Source organism: Sulfitobacter sp. AS92, assembly GCF_038900015.1.
Classification (GTDB): Bacteria; Pseudomonadota; Alphaproteobacteria; order Rhodobacterales; family Rhodobacteraceae; genus Sulfitobacter.
Genome location: NZ_JBBMQL010000003.1, coordinates 291,647 through 309,053 on the forward strand (window position 1 = coordinate 291,647; position 17,407 = coordinate 309,053).

Sequence of the window (17,407 nt, forward strand, 5' to 3'; positions counted from 1 at the left end):
TCGGGTGCAAGGGCCGGAGAGGTTTGTCAGCGTTCTTTCACATAGGGTTCGCCGCCTGCACGGGGCGGGATCGCCTTGCCGACGAAGCCCGCGAGGATCACTACGGTCATCAGATAGGGCAGAGCGCCCAAGAGCTGGCCTTGAACCTTGATGCCGATCACTGATTGGATCACATCGGGGCGCGTTTCCAGCGCGCCGAACAGGCCGAAGAGCAGGGTCGCCCAAAGCGCGTACCAAGGCCGCCACTTGGCAAAGATCAGAGCGGCCAGCGCGATGAAGCCGCGACCAGCGGACATGTCCTTGACGAAGCCTGCCTGCAGCGCGGTGCTGAGGTAAGCCCCCGCCACGCCACAAAGCAACCCAGCGATGGCCACAGCGGCATAGCGCAAACCGACGACCGAGACGCCAGCGGTATCGACTGCGGCAGGGTTTTCACCCACAGCGCGCAGACGCAGGCCAAAACGGGTGCGGAACAGGATCCACCATGTCAGCGGCACGGCAAGGAAGGCGGCATAGACAAGGATCGAATGGCCCGAGATCAGTTCTTCGTAGAGCGGACCAATAATCGGCACATCGGCCACGGCATCAGCAAAAGGCAGGGTGATCGGCTCGAACCGCGCGCCGCCAAAGAGCGACGGGGTGCGGCCGCCTTGGGCAAACCAGTCTTGCGCGATCAGAACCGTCATACCGGCGGCGAGGAAGTTGATCGCAACGCCGGAGATCAGCTGGTTGCCACGGAAGGTGATCGAAGCCAGCCCGTGCACGGCGCTGAGCACCATGGACGCGCCAATGCCCGCCGCGAGGCCAAGCCAAACCGAGCCGGTGATCGATGCCAGCGCCGCCGAGAAGAAGGCGGCGGCCAGCATCTTGCCCTCAAGCCCGATGTCAAAGACACCCGCGCGTTCGGAGAAAAGACCGGCAAGGCAGGCCAGCAGCAGCGGTGTGGCGAGGCGCACGGTACTGTCGAGCAGTTGGATGAGCGTGATATAGTCCATAGGTCAGACCCGCTTTCTCAGGGGGGTATAAGGGCTCATTCCGCGCTCTCCGACTGGGCGCTGCGGGGGCCGGGTTTGGGCTCGCTGTCAGCGGAGTTGGCAGGGGGGCCGGGGCGGCGGAACATCAAGAAGAGCCGTTCCAGCGGCATCCGCACCATGTTGTCGAGCGCGCCTGTGAAGAGGATCACCAGCGCTTGGATCACGACGATCAATTCGCGCGGGATCGAGGTCCAAAGGGCTAGTTCGGCGCCGCCTTGGTAGAGAAAACCGAACAAAAGGGCGGCGAAGAAGACACCAACCGGGTGCGAACGCCCCATCAGCGCCACGGCGATGCCGATAAAGCCCGCGCCTTCTGTGGCGTTCAAGACCAGACGTTCGCTTTCGCCCATGACGTTGTTGATCGCCATCAGACCCGCAAGCGCGCCCGAGATGATCATGGTGACCATGGTGATGCGCACGGGCGAGATGCCGGCGTATTTCGCCGCAGGCTGCGAATGGCCATAGGCGCGGATTTCATAGCCCAGACGGGTGCGCCAGATCAGCAGCCAGATCACCACACAGGCCGCCACGGCCACCAGCAGTGAAACGTTCGCCGGGGCGGATTTGGAGAATGCGATGCCCAGAGGGGCGAGCAATTCATGCAGCGTGGGCAGATGCACGGCTTCGGGGAAGCGCGCGCTGGCCGGGTCCATGCTGCCGGGCGGACGCATGACGTTAACCAGCACATAGTTCAGCAGGGCGGCGGCGATGAAGTTGAACATGATCGTGGTGATGACGACGTGGCTGCCGCGTTTGGCCTGCAACCAGCCGGGAATCGCGGCCCAGATCGCGCCCAAAAGCCCGGCCATCACACCGCAGCCGATCAGCGCCAGCGTCCAATGCGGCCAGGGGATATAGAGTGCGGCAATGGCCACACCGAGACCGCCCAGCATCGCCTGACCTTCGCCGCCGATGTTGAACAGCCGCGCGTGAAAGGCGACGGCAACGGCGAGGCCGGTGAAGATGAAGTTGGTCGCGTAATAAAGCGTGTAGCCCCAGCCATAGGTCGAGCCGAGCGCGCCTTTGACCATTAGCGTCACGGCGGCAATCGGGTCTTCCCCAATGGCGAGGATCACCAGCGCCGAGAGCAGGGCCGCCAGCAGCAAAGAGATCAGCGGCACGAGGATGACCTCGGCCCATTTTGGCATCACGTCCATCTCAGACCTCCTTGCTGGCGTCGCCGCCAACGCGGGCGAGATTGGCCTCAACTTCGGCCACGCTATGTTCGTTTTCAGTGTCGGTGATGCCTGCCATGAGCAGCCCCAATTCCTTTTCGTCGGTCTGATCGGCAGCGCGTTCGCCCATGATCTGCCCGTCGAACATCACCGCGATGCGGTCCGACAGAGCGAGGATTTCTTCGAGTTCAACCGAGATCAGCAAGATCGCTTTGCCCTGATCGCGCAGGGCGATGATCTGCTCGTGAATGAATTCAATCGCGCCGATGTCGACGCCGCGTGTGGGCTGGCCGATGAGCAAGAGGTCAGGGTTGCGCTCAATCTCACGCGCCAGAACAATCTTTTGCTGGTTGCCGCCGGAGAAGTTTTTTGCCGCAAGCGTCGGATCGGGCGGGCGCACGTCGAAACGTTCCATTTTGTCTTCGGCGTCTGCGCGGATCGCGGCATGGTCCATCAGCATACCGCTTTGGAAACGCTCATCCCTGTGGTAGCCGAAGACGTTGTTCTCCCACGCCTGAAAATCCATGATCAGACCTTCGCGCTGGCGGTCTTCGGGCACATGGGCCACACCGCGCGCGCGGCGCGATTGGCCGTCAGATTTCTTGCCCGAGAGGTCCAGCGGGGTGCCATTCAGCGTGACGCTGCCGGTGCCATCGGCATAGCCGCCCAGCACTTCGAGCAGTTCGGATTGGCCGTTGCCCGCCACGCCCGCAAGGCCCAGCACTTCGCCTGCGCGAACCTGCAGATCAATGCCGCGCAGACGCTCGACGCCTTTGCTGTCGACGACACGCAATCCTTTGACATCCAAAATGACATCGCCGGGGGTGGCGGGCTTTTTATTGACGCGCAGCAAGACCTTGCGGCCGACCATCAGCTCGGCCAGTTCGGGCGGCGAGGTCTCAGCGGTCTTCACGGTTGCAGTCATTTTGCCACGGCGCATGACCGACACGGTGTCGGTGATCTCCATGATCTCGCGCAGCTTGTGGGTGATGAGGATGATGGTTTTGCCCTCAGACCGCAGGCGGCCAAGGATGCGAAATAGTTGGTCGGCCTCGGCAGGGGTCAGCACGCCAGTGGGTTCGTCGAGAATGAGGATATCGGCCTGACGGTAGAGCGCCTTGAGGATCTCCACGCGCTGCTGCATGCCAACGCCGATGTCTTGGATCAGTGCGTCGGGGTCGACGTTGAGGCCGTAGTCTTCGGCCAAGCTGATCAGCGTTTTGCGGGCCTTCGACAGCGAGGGCTTCAGCAGGCGGCCATCTTCGGCGCCCAGAATGATGTTTTCCAGCACGGTGAAGTTTTCGACCAGCTTGAAGTGCTGGAACACCATGCCGATGCCCGCCGCAATCGCGGCTTGGCTGTCGGGAATGTCGGTCTTTTTGCCGCTGATGAAAATCTCACCCGCGTCGGCTTTGTAGAACCCATAGAGGATCGACATCAGCGTCGATTTGCCCGCGCCGTTTTCGCCGATGATCCCGTGGATCGTCCCGGGCATCACGCGGATCGAGATGTCTTTGTTGGCCTGTACCGGGCCGAAGGCTTTGGAAATGCCCTTGAGTTCGATCGCTGGAGCGGAGCCGTGTGCGGTGTCGGTCATATCAAAAGGTCCTGCGGGCGTGGCGGCCCTTGCTCTGGAATTGGCCCATCTCTGTCCGGGTCACGGTGTCATGTTCGGAAAGGGCCGCGCCGATGGAACGGCGCGGCCCTTAGGGTCATTTTGGTTAATCTAAGTTCAGAAGTCCAGCGCCGGGCAGCTGTCGTTCTCGTAGTAGGAGACCACTTTGATCTCACCGTCGATGATCTTCTGGCGCGCCTCTTCGACTGCGGTTTTCATCTCGGGTGTGACCAGATCGGCGTTATGCTCGTCCATGGCGACGCCGACACCTTCTTCGGCAAGGCCGAGGGTCACGACTTCGCCAACTTCGAGGTTTTCACCGGCCATCATCGCGTCATAGACCGCGACATCGACGCGCTTCAGCATCGAGGTCAGGACTTTGCCCGGGTGCAGGTGGTTTTGGTTGCTGTCCACGCCAATGCTGAGGATGCCTTCGTCGGCAGCGGTCTGCAGCACGCCCACGCCTGTGCCACCGGCCGCGGCGTAGACCACGTCAGCGCCTTGGTTAATCTGCGCTTTGGTGATCTCGGAGCCTTTGACGGGGTCGTTCCAAGCGGCGGGGGTGGTGCCCGTCATGTTGGCGACGATTTTGGCATCGGGGTTGGTGGCCATAACGCCCTGCGCGTAGCCGCAGCCGAAGTGACGGATCAGCGGCACATCCATGCCACCGACAAAGCCGACCGTGCCGGATTCAGACGCCATCGCGGCCATGACGCCGACGAGATAGGAGCCTTCATGCTCGGCAAAGCTGACCTGACGGACGTTGGGCAGGTCGAGCCAGTTCACGTCGACCACGGCGAATTTTGTGTCGGGGTAGTCAGGTGCGACGGTCGAGAGCGGATCGGCCATGGCGAAACCCATCGTGATGATCGGGTTGGCACCGGATTCGGCAAAGCGGCGCAGAGCCTGCTCGCGCTGTGCTTCGGACTGCATTTCGATCTCGGCGAATTTGCCACCGGTTTCTTCGGCCCAGCGGGACGCGCCGTTGAACGCCGCTTCGTTAAAGCTTTTGTCGAACTTGCCGCCGAGGTCAAAGATCAGTGCGGGTTCGGCCAGCGCGGCGCCCGAAGTGAGGGCCATGCCTGCGGCTGCGCCGAGGAATTTTGTCATGAGGGTCATTTATCGTCTCCCGGTTTGTGGTGCCGGGCGGTCTGGCAAATGCTGCCGCCTCGGCGTTTGTGGATCAATTGATCAGGTGCAATTTAGGGCGCAGGCAGGGGGGTGGGTCAACCGCTTTTTGCGTGCAGTGCGGCAAGATCGCCAGAGTGACCACGGGTCAAGTCGCGGCGTAGGATGTAAGCATCGACGCCTGGAGCATCGATGCGCGCATAATAGGCACGTCGGGTTGCGACTTGGGCGAAGTTCTCACTGGCATAGAGCGCGCGGGCGGGATGGTTGTCTGCTGCGACCTCAAGAAAGGCGCTGTCGCAGTCGGCGGGCAGGGCGGCCAACCAGTCGCGCAGCAGCGCACGGCCCAAACCTTGGCGTTGGTAGCTGGGATCGACCGCGAGGGTCAGCAACTCAGATTCGCCTGCGATAGTGCGGGTCAGGGCAAAGCCACCGGGCCGGGTGAAAAGATGCACGAAAGGGCTGTCGCGCAGGCTGTCGAACTCCGCTTCTTGCCACGGCCTGTCTAGAATAAAGGCGGCGGCATGGAGGGCGGCAAGCTCTGCCGATGTCACGGCAGAAGCACCGGGGGCGCATCGCGTGCGGGTGCTGCATCGGCGGGGCGCAGGTAAAGCGGCGCGGGGCGCGGTGGGTTGCTGGCATAGCGGCGGGCGGTGATGCGGGCGATGGCTTCGGCCACTGGCATCGCGGGCGGCTCACCGTCTGCGCCGATCAAGGGGCCGGTGAAGGCGGGGAGGGCGGCAGCGTCGTAAAGGCCGGGGGTAGAAATCTCCGCGTTGTCAAAGCCTTGGAGGAAGACCTGATCGCGGCGTGCATCTACGGCACAGGCGCAGGGGCCGTCATGGCCTTCGCGCAATGCGTCAAAGGCATCGACCCCGACCGCCGGTATGCCAAGGCCAAGCGCCAGCCCGCGCGCGGCGGAGACGGCGATGCGGATGCCGGTGAAATTGCCCGGTCCGATGCCAACGCCAAGGGCCGTGAGGTCGCTGTAGGTCACACCCGCCTCCGCCAGCAGCTCTTCGCAGAGCACCAGCAGACGTTCGGCTTGTCCTTTGGCCATCGGCTCGACGCGCGACGCCAATACTCGGTTGCCCGACAGCAAAGCGGCCGCGCAATGCGCGGCCGATGTGTCGAAGGCCAAAATCAGCGGCCTCGTGTCTGACTTCTCAGGCAACCGGACGAACCTCTGTCACCTCAGGGATGTAGTGACGCAGCAGATTTTCGATGCCCATTTTCAACGTCAGCGTGGACGAAGGGCAACCCGCGCAGGCGCCTTGCATGTGCAGATAGACAACGCCACGCTCAAAGCCGTGGAAGGTGATGTCGCCACCATCTTGGGCCACGGCAGGGCGCACGCGGCTGTCCAGCAACTCTTTGATCTGGCCGACGATTTCACCATCTTCGCCGTCATGTGCGGCGTGGCCCGATGTGGGCTGGTGGTCGGAGGCCATGACTGCGTCGCCTGACTGGAAATGCTCCATGATCGCGCCGAGCAGGGCGGGCTTCACATGGTCCCATTCCACTGCGTCTTGCTTCGTCACGGTGACGAAATCGGTGCCAAAGAACACGCCTGTCACACCCTCAACAGCAAAGAGCCGTTGGGCCAGCGGCGATGTCGCCCCGGCGTCTGGGGTCGGAAAATCTGCGGTGCCCATTTCCAGCACGGTCTGGCCCGGCAGGAACTTGAGCGTTGCGGGGTTCGGAGTGGATTCGGTCTGGATGAACATAGGGTTTACCTCGCTTTCGGCGTGGGTCTGATATGCGCCCGCAGGGGCTGCAAGTCAAGGTTTAGAACGGTTCTAATCTGGGGGTGCGTCAGGTGATCGCTTCAAGACGTTCCTTGCTGAGATCGCCGGGGACGATGGTAATCGGTACTGGCAATGCCCCTGCAGAGCGGGACAATTGCGTCACCAGCGGGCCGGGGCCTTTCTTGCGGTCACCGCTTGCGCCCAGCACCAGAACACCGATGTCCAGGTCGTCAGAGAGTTGCTGAATGATCTCATCGGTAGGTTCGCCCTCGCGGATGATCAACTCGGGATCAACGCCCTGTTTGTCGCGCATCCATTTGGCGAAAACCTCAAAATGCACCTCGATCCGTTCGCGGGCCTCTTCGCGCATCAGATCACCAACGCCAATCCAGTGGTTGAACTCTTCGGGCGGGATCACTGAGAGGACGGCCACGCCGCCCCCGGTACGCGCGGCGCGCAGGGCGGCGAAACGCATGGCGTTCAGGCATTCGGTGCTATCGTCCAGCACCACTAAGAATTTACGCATCAAACCCTCTCTCCGCACCACTTGACGGTGCGGTGCGATCATGGCGCGGGCGGGCGGCGCTGGCAAATGCTTTCACGCGCCGCAGCCGACCGGGCCGTTAGCCGCGCTGACTGGCGGCCCAATCCCAATACATTTCACGTACTTGGCGCGTGACCGGGTTTTGGTTTGCACCGGTGCCGTATTTCGTTTCGTCAAAGGCGCTGACGGGGGTGACCTTCATCATATTGCCCGACAAGAAGACCTCGTCAGCCTCGTGGAAATCATCAAAGCCCAGCACCTTCTCATGCACCTTTATGCCCGCGTCGCGCATGTTCGACATATGCCGCGCGCGGGTGATCCCGGCAAGGAAGGTGCCGTTGGGGATGGGGGTGAAAACCTCGCCATCCTTGACCATAAAGACGTTGGCGCTGGCGCTTTCGGCGACATTGCCCATGGCATCGGCCACCAGTGCGTTGCCGAACCCTTTGGAGCGTGCTTCGACCATCATGCGGGCGTTGTTGGGATACAGACAGCCCGCCTTGGCGTTGACGACGTTGTCTTCGAGAACCGGGCGGCGGAAACGGGTGCGGGTCAGGGTCGTGGCGGCCTCGGGTGGGGCCATGGGGATTGCTTCAAGGCTGATGGCGAATCCGGTGGCACCTTCGCGGGGCACGATGCCCAGCTCATCACCGGCCAACGCCCAATACATCGGACGGATATACACCGCCTGATCGCGCGAATAGCTTTTCAGCCCTTCGCGGCACATTTCGATCATATCCTCGGTTTCGACCGTGGGGGTGATCATCAACGCGCGGGCCGAGCGGTTGATCCGAGCGCAATGCGCTTCCAGATCGGGGGCGAGCCCGTCAAACAGCCGCGCCCCGTCAAAGACGGTGGTGCCCAGCCATGCGCCGTGGTCTGCGGCCTTGATGGTGGGCAGATCGCCGTCGTGCCATGCGCCGTTGAAATAGGTCTTGATGTCTGTGCCAGTGGCCATGTGACGATCCTTAGGAATTGCTGCGGTAGATGCCCTCGGGCAGGTTTAAGGCCGCTGTCAGATCGCGCAATTGCGCGGGGGACAGGGTGATCTTGGCCACACGGTCTGTGCGCGCGTCCCATTGCTCGATCGTGATCTCTTCTGCAAAAGCAGAGACGGTCACGTCCTCGCGCAGGGGGGCGTCGGATTCGTCAATCAGGGTGATGACGGTGGCGTCGAATTCATGCTCGATGGTAAACATAAGGGCACATTAGGCTTTGTGCTCGCGAGCGCAAGACAGGCTTTGTGCTCGCGAGCGCAAGACAGGCTTTGTGCGGCCAAGCGCAAGATGGGCTGTGTGCTCGCGAGCGCAAGGCCACGTTCGGTGGGGCGTCAAAGCTCCGTGAACGGGGGTGGCAGCGGGGGCGGCTCATGATAGAGAGGGGGTTGGACAAACCGAGCGAGGAACTGTCGTGAGATTTATCAATGCCCTGGGCGCACTTGGCGTCATTGCCCTACTTTCGGCCTGTGACGTGGCACCTATTCAAACAGGGCCGATACCCTCAGATACGCGTAGAACAACGCAGGAATCCGACTCAAGGCTCAACGCCAGCGCCGCTGCGCGCAGCTTTGTGCAGGTGGTCCGCACGCTTGAGCCGGTGGCCGAGCGTGAGTGCCGCAACCGCACCACCGGGCTGAACTGCGATTTCAATATCGTTGTGGACGACCGTCCCGGACAGCCGGCCAACGCCTTCCAAACGCTTGATAAGAATGGCCGCCCGATTGTTGCATTCACCTTGGCGCTGATCGCGGACGCCCGGAACGCAGATGAATTGGCCTTTGTTCTGGGCCATGAGACCGCGCACCACATCGCAGGCCACATTGCCCGTCAGCAGCAAAACGCCATGGCAGGTGCGGTGATCTTTGCTGGGATCGCCACGCTGAGCGGTGGTGACGCAACCGCTGTGCGCACGGCGCAGGAACTGGGCGCAGAGGTTGGGGCGCGGCGCTATTCCAAAGACTTTGAGCTTGAGGCCGATGCCCTTGGCACAATCATCACTGCGCGGGCCGGATACAACCCGCTGCGGGGGGCGGAATTCTTTACCCGCATTCCCGATCCGGGTGATCGTTTCCTTGGCACGCATCCGCCCAACAGTTCCCGGATCGACACTGTGCGCCGCACCATGGCAGGGCTGTGACGGATTGCTCAAACTGGGGCATGTGCTGAACGACCGCGGGTCAAAATACGCGGTGTCGGGCTGTGATGCCCGGGACCGTGCGGCAGTTGATGCCGCGCTGAAAGACCTCAGGCGCGACAAATCCTACGCCAAGGCCACGCATAACACTTGGGCGGTGCTCCTGTCAGACGGCGGGCCGCTTAAAGGTGACGATGGCGAATCCGGGGCCGGAATGGTGATCGTGCGAATGCTGGAGCGCGAAGGGCTGGAGGATCATCTGATCGTGGTGACGCGCTGGTATGGCGGGAAACACCTTGGCGGCGACCGCTTTCGCCATGTCCAGACCTGCGTGCGGGCCTACCTTGACGAACGCGCGGCCTAGAGGCTCAGCGCAATTGCGGCAAAGAAACAGGCCGTGGCGATCAGCACGAACACATGCCAGATCGCGTTTTGATAGCGCATGCCGGGATGGGCGTAGATCAATGTTCCCGCCGAATAGGTGAGGCCGCCGACCGCCACCAGCGCCAGTGCGGCACCGGGCAGATTGTGCCACATCGGATAAATCAGCAGGACGGAAAGCCAGCCCATTCCGAGGTAGAGCGCCAGTGATCCGCGCGCATCCGTGCGCCAGAACCAGAGTTTGGCCACCGCGCCGATCACCGCCAAAGCCCAGACCACGCCGAGAATGCCATAGGCAAAGCCCGAACCGATCACCATCACAAGCGGCGTATAGGTGCCCGCGATTTTGAAATAGATCGCGGCGTGGTCGACGCGGCCCAGAAAAGCGCGGCTGCGGTCGAAGGGCAGCAGATGGTAGACGGCGGAGGCAGTGAAAGAGGCGAGAATACAACCGGCGTAGATCGCCGTCGCGGTCAACTGCCCCTCTTGCCCTGCATGGATCATCAGCAAGATACTGGCAGGAATAGCAAACCCGAGGCTAAGCACATGCACTGTGCCGTCGGCCAAAGTCTCAGCGGTGGAGGTCGGATAGCTCATGAATTGAAGGTAGCAGCGAAGTTTACCGCTGCCAGAGGTAACGGCGCGTAAAGCGCGCCGCCCCCCCCAGATCAGCGCGGTTTATTGCCGTCGATCCAACGCGACATTAGGGTTTTATCGCGAAAACACTCCTCCGGCACGTCGCGGCGCTTCAGGCGCGCGATGCGTTCGGCGAAGGCGACTTGTTTCGCCGAAGGGTAAGCGGCAAACGGCCCCTCCAGTGCGCGGGGTTTATGCGCGTCGATCCATTCGGATAGGGCTGCGCGGTCCGCTTCGATCCCTTCGGGGAGATCATCGCCGGTTCGCTTGGCGAGGGAGCGCGCGTATTGCATTTGTTTTTCTGTCGCGGGCATGCGGCGGTCGGCCTGTTTGGGCTGCGCACTGTCGCTGCCGCGTGGCGGTCGACCCCGTTGATCAGGGTCGAAGATGCCGGGAAACTGAGGTTGAAAAGACATGTGGTCATTCCTCTGCTACTGCGTTCTACATATAGAACAGAAGGGGAACGCGTTCAAGTCTCTCCGTAGTCGCGCCCTTTCTTGTAGATATATCTAGTAGCGGGGTGGTTTGGTTCCACAATATCGGCGAATTGTGCGACCTAGTGCAATCTCGCAGCGGCCTCAGCGATCAGTTCTGCTGCCCTGCGCATTCGGGCGGGCAGAGGCCGCCCACGCCGCGAGGCGAGCCAAAGATCATGCCAGCGCCGTTTCGGCAGAGGCTGCAGCCGAAGCCGGTCTTTCGCCGCGAAAGTCTCGACCCCGCTGCGGGGCAAAAGCGTGTAACCCAACCCCCGCGCGACCGCCGCCGGGATCTGGCCGATTTGGTTCACGTAGCCGCGCAGCCGCATCCGGTCTGCCCCCGGGTAACTGTCGGGGAAATTAAGCTGCAAAAGATCATCGGCATAGGCAAAGCCATCGGGGTGCGCGATGAAGCCGCGCACTTCGAGATCGGCGAAACTGTCTATCTGTTCCAATGCATTAACCGGCAGAACAAGGCAAAGTTCCTCGCGCCCCAGATGCTGGGCTTCCAGTCTTGCATGGGCGGGATCATCGGCTAGCACGCCCAGATCGAACCGACCATCCAGCAACCCGGCGCGGATTGTGGCTTGGGGGGCGGCTTCGAGATGCAGGGTAAGGTCCGGCGCTTGGGCCATCCAATCTAAAAGCAGCGGATGCAGCAGCCTGGCGAAACTGCCGGAACAGGCGATATGCACCACGCCCCGGTCGGGCAGGTCGGTGGCGATCCGTTCGCGCAGGCCCTGCTCTTCGCTGCGGCGGGCAAGACCGGTCTCAAAGAGCGCCTCACCTGCTGGGGTCAGGGTGAAACTTTTCCCGTCGCGCGCAATTAGCGGCTGACCCAGTTGATCCTCTAGCTTGCGCAGGTGCTGCGACACGCCGGGCTGGGTCATGTTGAGCCGCTCTGCCGTGCGGGTGAAATGTCCTGTTTCGCAAAGGTTGGTAAAGGTCTCAAGCCAAGTGGCGTTTAGCATGGCAAACGTTTCGTTATGATTTCGATGAGATTTGATAATTTCACATGTGGGGTGCGCCTGTCTATCTCGACTTCAATGCAAACAGGAGAACACATATGACCACCCCCCGTACCTTTTCCCACATCGGCCTATCCGTGCCGGACCTCGACGCTGCGGTGAAATTCTATTCCGAAGTGTTGGGCTTTTACGTCGTGATGCAGCCCACCGAAGCGGTAGAAGAAGACACGGCCATCGGCGTCATGTGCACGGATGTTTTCGGCCCCGGCTGGGGATCGCTGCGCATTGCCCATCTAGCCACAGCAGATGGCATCGGCATCGAAATCTTTGAATTCCCCGGCAATTACGCCCCCGAAGAAAAGCTAGAGCACAAGCGCCACGGCACGTTCCATTTTGCCATCCAAGACCCGGATGTCGAAGGGCTGTTAGAGCGGATCGTCGCGGCGGGCGGCAAGCAGCGGATGCCGGTGCGAGAATATTACCCGGACGAGAAACCCTACCGTATGGTCTATGTCGAAGACCCCTTTGGCATTGTGTTCGAGCTTTACAGCCACAGCTATGAGCTGACCTATTCGGCAGGCGCCTACGCCTGATCGGCCACCGGGGGGCGTCAGTTAATCTGACGTCCCCAAAGATCGTATTCGCCGGCTTCTTCGACTTCGACAGTGACGATATCGCCGACTTTGAGGTTCTGGAAATCCTCGTCGATGAAAAGGTTGCCGTCGATCTCAGGCGCGTCGGCCTTGGTGCGGCAGGTGGCGGCGTCTTCGTCGATCTCGTCAACGATCACGTCGATGCGCTTGCCGACTTTTGCGGCGAGCTTGGCCTCGGAAATGGCCTGCGCCTTTTCCATGAAGCGGTCCCAGCGGTCTTGTTTGACCTCCGGCGCCACGTGGTCGGGCAGTGCGTTCGATCGCGCGCCTTCGACGTTTTCGTATTGAAAGCAACCAACCCGGTCGAGTTGCGCCTCATCAAGCCAATCGAGCAGGGTTTGGAACTCCGCCTCAGTTTCACCCGGATAGCCGACGATGAAGGTCGAGCGCAGGGTGATGTCGGGACAGGTATCGCGCCATGCGGCGATCTCATCGAGGGTTTTCGACGCCGCCGCAGGGCGGGCCATGCGTTTCAGCACGTCCGGGTGGGCGTGTTGGAACGGAATATCGAGGTAGGGCAGTACCAGCCCTTCGGCCATGAGCGGGATCAGTTTGCGCACATGGGGGTAGGGATAGACGTAGTGTAGCCGCACCCATGCGCCCAAACTACCGAGATCACGCGCCAAATCGGTGATATGGGCGCGGTGCCCACGGTCGTCGGCGTGTTTGATGTCAACGCCGTAGGCGGAGGTGTCTTGGCTGATGACCAGAAGCTCCTTCACGCCATTGTCGACCAGCCGCTCGGCCTCGCGCAGCACCGCATGGGCGGGGCGGCTTTGCAGGCGTCCGCGCATGTCGGGGATGATGCAGAACTTGCACTTGTGGTTACAGCCCTCGGAAATCTTGAGATAGCTGTAGTGCCGCGGGGTCAGAGAGACCTGTTGCGCGGGCAGCAAATCGATGAATGGGTCGGGGCTGGGCGGCACCGCGCCATGCACCGCGTCGAGCACCTGTTCGTATTGATGCGGGCCGGTCACGGCGAGGATCTTGGGGTGGTGTTCGCGGATGTAGTCCGGCTCGGCCCCCAGACAGCCAGTGACAATCACCTTGCCGTTCTCGGTCAGCGCTTCGCCAATGGCGTCGAGGCTCTCGGCTTTGGCACTGTCGAGGAAACCGCAGGTGTTCACAATCACCGCATCGGCCCCGGCATAGTCAGGCGACACGCCATAGCCCTCGGCGCGCAGCCGCGTCAGGATGCGTTCAGAATCCACCAGCGCCTTGGGGCAGCCAAGGCTGACCATGCCGATCGTCGGCTGGCCGGGGCGGGCGGGGTTGCTGATCTTCGCTTGTGGGGCGAGGTCGGGGCGCAGATTGGGTGGGTTTGTGCTCATGCATTGCGCTATAAGGCATGCGAGTGATCGGGGAAAGAGCTGCCGGGCAGGAGGAGAGAGCCATGAGATGGATTATACGCGGCATCGGCGCGCTGTTGCTGATTGTTGTGATCATGTTGGGGGCGCTGTTCCTGCTGCCCGGCGAACGGATCGCGCGGGTTGCCAGTGACCAACTCAGCCGGATGACCGGGCGCGAGGTGTCGATCACCGGCGATGTGGGCGTGACCTTTTGGCCGGTGTTGGGGGTGACGGCAGGCGGGCTTGAGGTCGGCAATGCCGATTGGACCGATAAGGGTGCGATGCTGACGGCGGCGAATGCGTCGATTGGGGTGGATGCGGGTGCGCTGCTTCGTGGTGAGATACGCATCACCAATATCGCGGCGCAAAGCCCGGTGATCCGGTTGGAGCAACGCCGCGACGGACGAGCGAGTTGGCAGTTCACCGACAGCAGCAGCGGTGCGCGGATTGAGACAGAGAGCGAGCCGACCGCCAGCCGTCGCCCCCTGAGCATTCAGAAGCTGACGGTGACCGATGCCACGCTGATCTATGACGCGGAAGGCGCTGATGTCTTGCGCTACGAAGGTGTCGATTTGGCGCTCGATTGGCCCGAGCGGGGCGGGGCGGCGGATATCACCGCCAGCATGGCCCCGGCGGGGGAGGCGGTTCGGCTTGCCGCGCGGATCGAAGGCTTTGCGGATTTTTTGGAGGGGGGCGTGCAGCCCTTGCGCGCCGATGTCACGACGCGGGGCGGCGATATCTCTTTTGACGGGCGCGGATCGCTCAACGGTGCGCTGGCGGGGGATCTGCGGGTCGATAGCCCCGATACGGCGCGGTTTCTGACGTCTTTCGGCGCGGGCGGTGTCACCCTGCCACGGGGGTTGGGCCAGTCGGTCGATCTGCGCAGTGGGCTGACACTGACGGCGGACCGGCGCTTGGCGCTGCGCAACATCGCATTGGATTTGGGCGGCAACAGCCTGACCGGGCAGGCCGATCTGGCGCTGAACGGCACGCCGAGGATCACCGCGAACCTGCGTGCCGGGGCGCTGGACCTCTCTGCCCTGTCGGATGAAGCCACAGAGACGGGCAGCAGCGGCAGCCCGACAGCGGCAGGTCTTGAGGGATGGTCTCGGCAGGAAATCAACGCGGATTGGCTTGCGGCTTTTGACGGGGACATCGCGCTGAGCGCCGAGAGCATTGATCTGGGGCAACTCGCGCTCGGGGCCACACGCGCCGTGCTGCGCAACGACCGCGCGCGGATGGTGGTCGATCTACAGGATATGAGCGCCTATGGCGGCAAGGTTGCCGGTGAATTCGTGATGAACAACCGCAGCGGTCTGTCGGTGGGGGGCAAGCTGACGGCGCAGGGCGTGCAGATGCGCGACCTGTTGGAGGATACCGCCGGGGTGACGCGCTTTACCGGGGACGGGACTGCGGAGGTGTCGTTCCTCGGTTCCGGGCAATCGGTGGATGCGATCATGCGCTCGCTCAGTGGGGCAGGGGTGCTGACCATGGGGCGCGGCACGATTGCGGGGATCGATCTGGACGCGCTGTTGGGGTCGGTCGATGCCAAGGGCGGCAGTACGGTATTTGATTCCGTGGAGGCGAGTTTTGACATTGCCGAGGGTATCCTGCGCAATGACGATCTGCTGATGCTGCTGCCGAACTTCAACGCGACCGGTGAGGGGCAGGTCAATCTAGGCGCACGGACGCTCGACTATACCGTCACGCCCAAGGCGCTGCGCGTTAATGCGTCACGCGGCGGGCTGGCGGTGCCGGTGCGGATCAGGGGGCCTTGGGCCGAGCCTGAGATCAAGGCCGATCTGCGTGCCGCGATTGATCTGAACTTTGCCGAGGAAAAGCAGCGGGCCGAGGATGTGGTGCGTCAGAAAATCCAAGAAGAGTTGAACATCGCGCCGGATGACAGCCGCTCGACCGAGGATATCGTGAAGGATGAGCTGGAGAATGCCTTGAAACGCGAGTTGTTCAAACTCTTCGACTAGCGCGAAGCCTTGCCCGCCCGCCCTTTGTGCGAAACTCATGGTGGCGCAAGCGGGCGGGCTGCGGTAAGGCTGGCGCAACATTCTAGGAGAGGCGCAATGGCCAACGATCTTTTCAACAGCTTCATGACCGGCCCCGACGAACAGGGCCGTTTCGGCGATTTCGGCGGGCGCTTTGTCTCGGAAACGCTGATGCCGCTCATTCTTGAACTGGAAGAGCAATATGAGAAGGCCAAGACCGATGACAGTTTCTGGGCCGAGATGCATGATCTCTGGACCCACTACGTCGGCCGCCCCAGCCCGCTTTATCACGCCGAACGGCTGACCGAGCATCTGGGCGGTGCCAAGGTCTATATGAAGCGTGACGAGTTGAACCACACCGGCGCGCATAAGATCAACAACGTGCTGGGCCAGATTATTCTGGCGCGGCGCATGGGCAAGAAGCGCATCATCGCGGAAACCGGGGCGGGCCAGCACGGCGTGGCGACAGCGACGGTCTGCGCCAAGTTCGGGCTGAAATGCGTGGTCTACATGGGCGCGCATGATGTTGAGCGTCAGGCGCCCAACGTTTTCCGCATGCGCCTGCTGGGTGCCGAGGTCGTGCCAGTGACTTCGGGTCGCGGCACGCTGAAAGACGCGATGAACGACGCGCTGCGCGATTGGGTAACCAATGTGCGCGACACCTTCTATTGCATCGGCACCGTGGCCGGGCCGCACCCCTATCCGGCGATGGTTCGTGATTTCCAAAGCATCATCGGCAAGGAAGTCCGCGAGCAGATGCAAGAGGCCGAGGGTCGTCTGCCGGACACGCTGATCGCCGCCATTGGTGGCGGGTCCAACGCGATGGGCCTGTTCTACCCGTTCCTTGACGACAAATCGGTGAACATCATCGGCGTCGAAGCAGGCGGTAAGGGTGTGAACGAGAAGATGGAGCATTGCGCCTCATTGACCGGGGGCCGCCCTGGCGTATTGCACGGCAACCGCACCTATCTGTTGCAGGACGACGATGGGCAGATCCTCGAAGGCTTCTCAATCTCGGCGGGTCTCGACTATCCCGGCATCGGGCCAGAGCATTCGTGGCTGCACGACATTGGCCGCGCGAAATATGTCTCAATTACCGACCGTGAGGCGCTGGAAGCATTCCAGCTGTCTTGTGCGCTTGAAGGGATCATCCCGGCGCTGGAGCCCAGCCACGCGCTAGCCCACGTGATGAAGATCGCGCCGGAACTGCCCAAGGACCACCTGCTGGTGATGAACATGTGTGGCCGGGGTGACAAAGATATCTTCACCGTTGCCCGCGCGCTGGATTTCGACATGGGCGAATTCGCCTAAATCAGCACCGAATCTAAGCCGATCTTGACGGGCCTGCGTGAGATCGCGGGCCCGTTTTGCGTTCGGCGTCACAAAGTTTGGAATATGCGCATAAACTTTGGGAAGGGGGCGAAGTTCTTTCAAGAAAAAGCACGAAAAAACTTTCTCAATGCGAAAAGACCGGCTAGCCTTCGTTTACCGACAGCGCGCCTGCCTGCGAAACGTGGTTTCGCCCTTATAGGCTTGACGCTAAGGCAATCTTCCTTCGTTTTTTGCC

At 61.9% G+C, this 17,407-nt stretch carries 19 protein-coding genes; 5 read left to right on the top strand and 14 right to left on the bottom strand.

All coding sequences use genetic code 11. From position 1 onward, the window contains the following. Positions 1-26 precede the first annotated feature (26 nt). From WNY61_RS07565 to WNY61_RS07610, 10 genes are all read right to left on the bottom strand, one after another. Positions 27-995 (bottom strand): ABC transporter permease, encoded by a 969-nt coding sequence (locus WNY61_RS07565; RefSeq protein WP_342850861.1) that lies wholly within the window; start codon positions 993-995, stop codon positions 27-29. 35 nt (positions 996-1,030) lie between these two features. Further along, on the bottom strand, positions 1,031-2,191 hold the full coding sequence (locus WNY61_RS07570; protein WP_342850862.1) for an ABC transporter permease: 1,161 nt from the start codon (positions 2,189-2,191) through the stop codon (positions 1,031-1,033). Between the two features lies 1 nt (position 2,192). Continuing rightward, positions 2,193-3,806 (bottom strand): ABC transporter ATP-binding protein, encoded by a 1,614-nt coding sequence (locus WNY61_RS07575; RefSeq protein WP_342850863.1) that lies wholly within the window; start codon positions 3,804-3,806, stop codon positions 2,193-2,195. Between the two features lie 135 nt (positions 3,807-3,941). Further along, complete coding sequence (locus WNY61_RS07580; protein WP_342850864.1) at positions 3,942-4,943, bottom strand: BMP family ABC transporter substrate-binding protein; 1,002 nt, start codon at positions 4,941-4,943, stop codon at positions 3,942-3,944. Between the two features lie 107 nt (positions 4,944-5,050). Then, a complete protein-coding gene (locus tag WNY61_RS07585; RefSeq protein WP_342850865.1) occupies positions 5,051-5,506 on the bottom strand; it encodes a GNAT family N-acetyltransferase in 456 nt (151 codons plus the stop codon). Further along, complete coding sequence (gene tsaB / locus WNY61_RS07590) at positions 5,503-6,093, bottom strand: tRNA (adenosine(37)-N6)-threonylcarbamoyltransferase complex dimerization subunit type 1 TsaB (RefSeq protein WP_342850866.1); 591 nt, start codon at positions 6,091-6,093, stop codon at positions 5,503-5,505. The genes WNY61_RS07585 and tsaB overlap by 4 nt, the downstream gene beginning before the upstream one ends. Positions 6,094-6,118: 25 nt before the next feature. Then, positions 6,119-6,679, bottom strand: a complete 561-nt coding sequence (locus tag WNY61_RS07595) for a NifU family protein (protein ID WP_007117543.1) — start codon at positions 6,677-6,679, stop codon at positions 6,119-6,121. An 88-nt stretch (positions 6,680-6,767) separates the two neighbouring features. After that, complete coding sequence (locus tag WNY61_RS07600) at positions 6,768-7,226, bottom strand: universal stress protein (protein ID WP_342850867.1); 459 nt, start codon at positions 7,224-7,226, stop codon at positions 6,768-6,770. 97 nt (positions 7,227-7,323) lie between these two features. Continuing rightward, positions 7,324-8,202: a branched-chain amino acid aminotransferase gene (locus tag WNY61_RS07605; protein ID WP_342850868.1), complete on the bottom strand. Its 879-nt coding sequence runs from the start codon at positions 8,200-8,202 to the stop codon at positions 7,324-7,326. Positions 8,203-8,212: 10 nt separating this feature from the next. Further along, on the bottom strand, positions 8,213-8,443 hold the full coding sequence (locus WNY61_RS07610; protein ID WP_007117540.1) for a hypothetical protein: 231 nt from the start codon (positions 8,441-8,443) through the stop codon (positions 8,213-8,215). Positions 8,444-8,654: 211 nt separating this feature from the next. On the opposite strand from WNY61_RS07610, the gene WNY61_RS07615 reads away from it, so the two are divergent. Continuing rightward, a complete protein-coding gene (locus tag WNY61_RS07615) occupies positions 8,655-9,380 on the top strand; it encodes a M48 family metallopeptidase (protein ID WP_342850869.1) in 726 nt (241 codons plus the stop codon). Positions 9,381-9,384: 4 nt separating this feature from the next. Further along, positions 9,385-9,741 carry a YigZ family protein gene (locus WNY61_RS07620; protein WP_342850870.1) on the top strand — a complete coding sequence of 119 codons (357 nt, stop codon included), beginning with the start codon at positions 9,385-9,387 and terminating at the stop codon, positions 9,739-9,741. Here the strand turns inward: WNY61_RS07620 and WNY61_RS07625 are convergent. From WNY61_RS07625 to WNY61_RS07635, 3 genes are all read right to left on the bottom strand, one after another. Then, positions 9,738-10,355, bottom strand: a complete 618-nt coding sequence (locus WNY61_RS07625) for a hemolysin III family protein (protein ID WP_342850871.1) — start codon at positions 10,353-10,355, stop codon at positions 9,738-9,740. The genes WNY61_RS07620 and WNY61_RS07625 overlap by 4 nt on opposite strands. A gap of 71 nt (positions 10,356-10,426) precedes the next feature. Next, the gene (locus WNY61_RS07630; protein ID WP_342850872.1) at positions 10,427-10,810 is read right to left on the bottom strand and encodes a hypothetical protein; all 384 of its coding nucleotides are present in this window, start codon (positions 10,808-10,810) and stop codon (positions 10,427-10,429) included. 140 nt (positions 10,811-10,950) lie between these two features. After that, complete coding sequence (locus WNY61_RS07635) at positions 10,951-11,841, bottom strand: LysR family transcriptional regulator (RefSeq protein WP_342850873.1); 891 nt, start codon at positions 11,839-11,841, stop codon at positions 10,951-10,953. 95 nt (positions 11,842-11,936) lie between these two features. Here WNY61_RS07635 and WNY61_RS07640 point away from each other — a divergent pair, with 95 nt between their 5' ends. Then, positions 11,937-12,431, top strand: a complete 495-nt coding sequence (locus tag WNY61_RS07640; RefSeq protein WP_342850874.1) for a lactoylglutathione lyase family protein — start codon at positions 11,937-11,939, stop codon at positions 12,429-12,431. Between the two features lie 17 nt (positions 12,432-12,448). Here the strand turns inward: WNY61_RS07640 and rimO are convergent, their stop codons facing one another. Beyond that, entirely contained in the window at positions 12,449-13,822 is a 1,374-nt protein-coding gene (rimO, locus tag WNY61_RS07645; RefSeq protein WP_342850875.1) for a 30S ribosomal protein S12 methylthiotransferase RimO, read from the bottom strand. A 62-nt stretch (positions 13,823-13,884) separates the two neighbouring features. Between rimO and WNY61_RS07650 the strand changes: the two genes are divergently transcribed. Together WNY61_RS07650 and trpB are read left to right on the top strand one after the other, a co-directional pair. Next, positions 13,885-15,822 (top strand): AsmA family protein, encoded by a 1,938-nt coding sequence (locus tag WNY61_RS07650; protein WP_342850876.1) that lies wholly within the window; start codon positions 13,885-13,887, stop codon positions 15,820-15,822. A gap of 96 nt (positions 15,823-15,918) precedes the next feature. Next, positions 15,919-17,151 carry a tryptophan synthase subunit beta gene (trpB, locus tag WNY61_RS07655; protein ID WP_120350504.1) on the top strand — a complete coding sequence of 411 codons (1,233 nt, stop codon included), beginning with the start codon at positions 15,919-15,921 and terminating at the stop codon, positions 17,149-17,151. Positions 17,152-17,407: the final 256 nt, after the last annotated feature.

Excerpts from the sequence above, each read along its gene's own strand:
- WNY61_RS07565 (WP_342850861.1), bottom strand. The coding sequence starts at position 995 with ATGGACTATATCACGCTCATCCAACTGCTCGACAGTACCGTGCGCCTC.
- WNY61_RS07570 (WP_342850862.1), bottom strand. The coding sequence starts at position 2,191 with ATGGACGTGATGCCAAAATGGGCCGAGGTCATCCTCGTGCCGCTGATC.
- WNY61_RS07575 (WP_342850863.1), bottom strand. The coding sequence starts at position 3,806 with ATGACCGACACCGCACACGGCTCCGCTCCAGCGATCGAACTCAAGGGC.
- WNY61_RS07580 (WP_342850864.1), bottom strand. The coding sequence starts at position 4,943 with ATGACCCTCATGACAAAATTCCTCGGCGCAGCCGCAGGCATGGCCCTC.
- WNY61_RS07595 (WP_007117543.1), bottom strand. The coding sequence starts at position 6,679 with ATGTTCATCCAGACCGAATCCACTCCGAACCCCGCAACGCTCAAGTTC.
- WNY61_RS07600 (WP_342850867.1), bottom strand. The coding sequence starts at position 7,226 with ATGCGTAAATTCTTAGTGGTGCTGGACGATAGCACCGAATGCCTGAAC.
- WNY61_RS07605 (WP_342850868.1), bottom strand. The coding sequence starts at position 8,202 with ATGGCCACTGGCACAGACATCAAGACCTATTTCAACGGCGCATGGCAC.
- WNY61_RS07610 (WP_007117540.1), bottom strand. The coding sequence starts at position 8,443 with ATGTTTACCATCGAGCATGAATTCGACGCCACCGTCATCACCCTGATT.
- WNY61_RS07625 (WP_342850871.1), bottom strand. The coding sequence starts at position 10,355 with ATGAGCTATCCGACCTCCACCGCTGAGACTTTGGCCGACGGCACAGTG.
- WNY61_RS07630 (WP_342850872.1), bottom strand. The coding sequence starts at position 10,810 with ATGTCTTTTCAACCTCAGTTTCCCGGCATCTTCGACCCTGATCAACGG.
- WNY61_RS07635 (WP_342850873.1), bottom strand. The coding sequence starts at position 11,841 with ATGCTAAACGCCACTTGGCTTGAGACCTTTACCAACCTTTGCGAAACA.
- WNY61_RS07640 (WP_342850874.1), top strand. The coding sequence starts at position 11,937 with ATGACCACCCCCCGTACCTTTTCCCACATCGGCCTATCCGTGCCGGAC.
- rimO (WP_342850875.1), bottom strand. The coding sequence starts at position 13,822 with ATGAGCACAAACCCACCCAATCTGCGCCCCGACCTCGCCCCACAAGCG.
- WNY61_RS07650 (WP_342850876.1), top strand. The coding sequence starts at position 13,885 with ATGAGATGGATTATACGCGGCATCGGCGCGCTGTTGCTGATTGTTGTG.
- trpB (WP_120350504.1), top strand. The coding sequence starts at position 15,919 with ATGGCCAACGATCTTTTCAACAGCTTCATGACCGGCCCCGACGAACAG.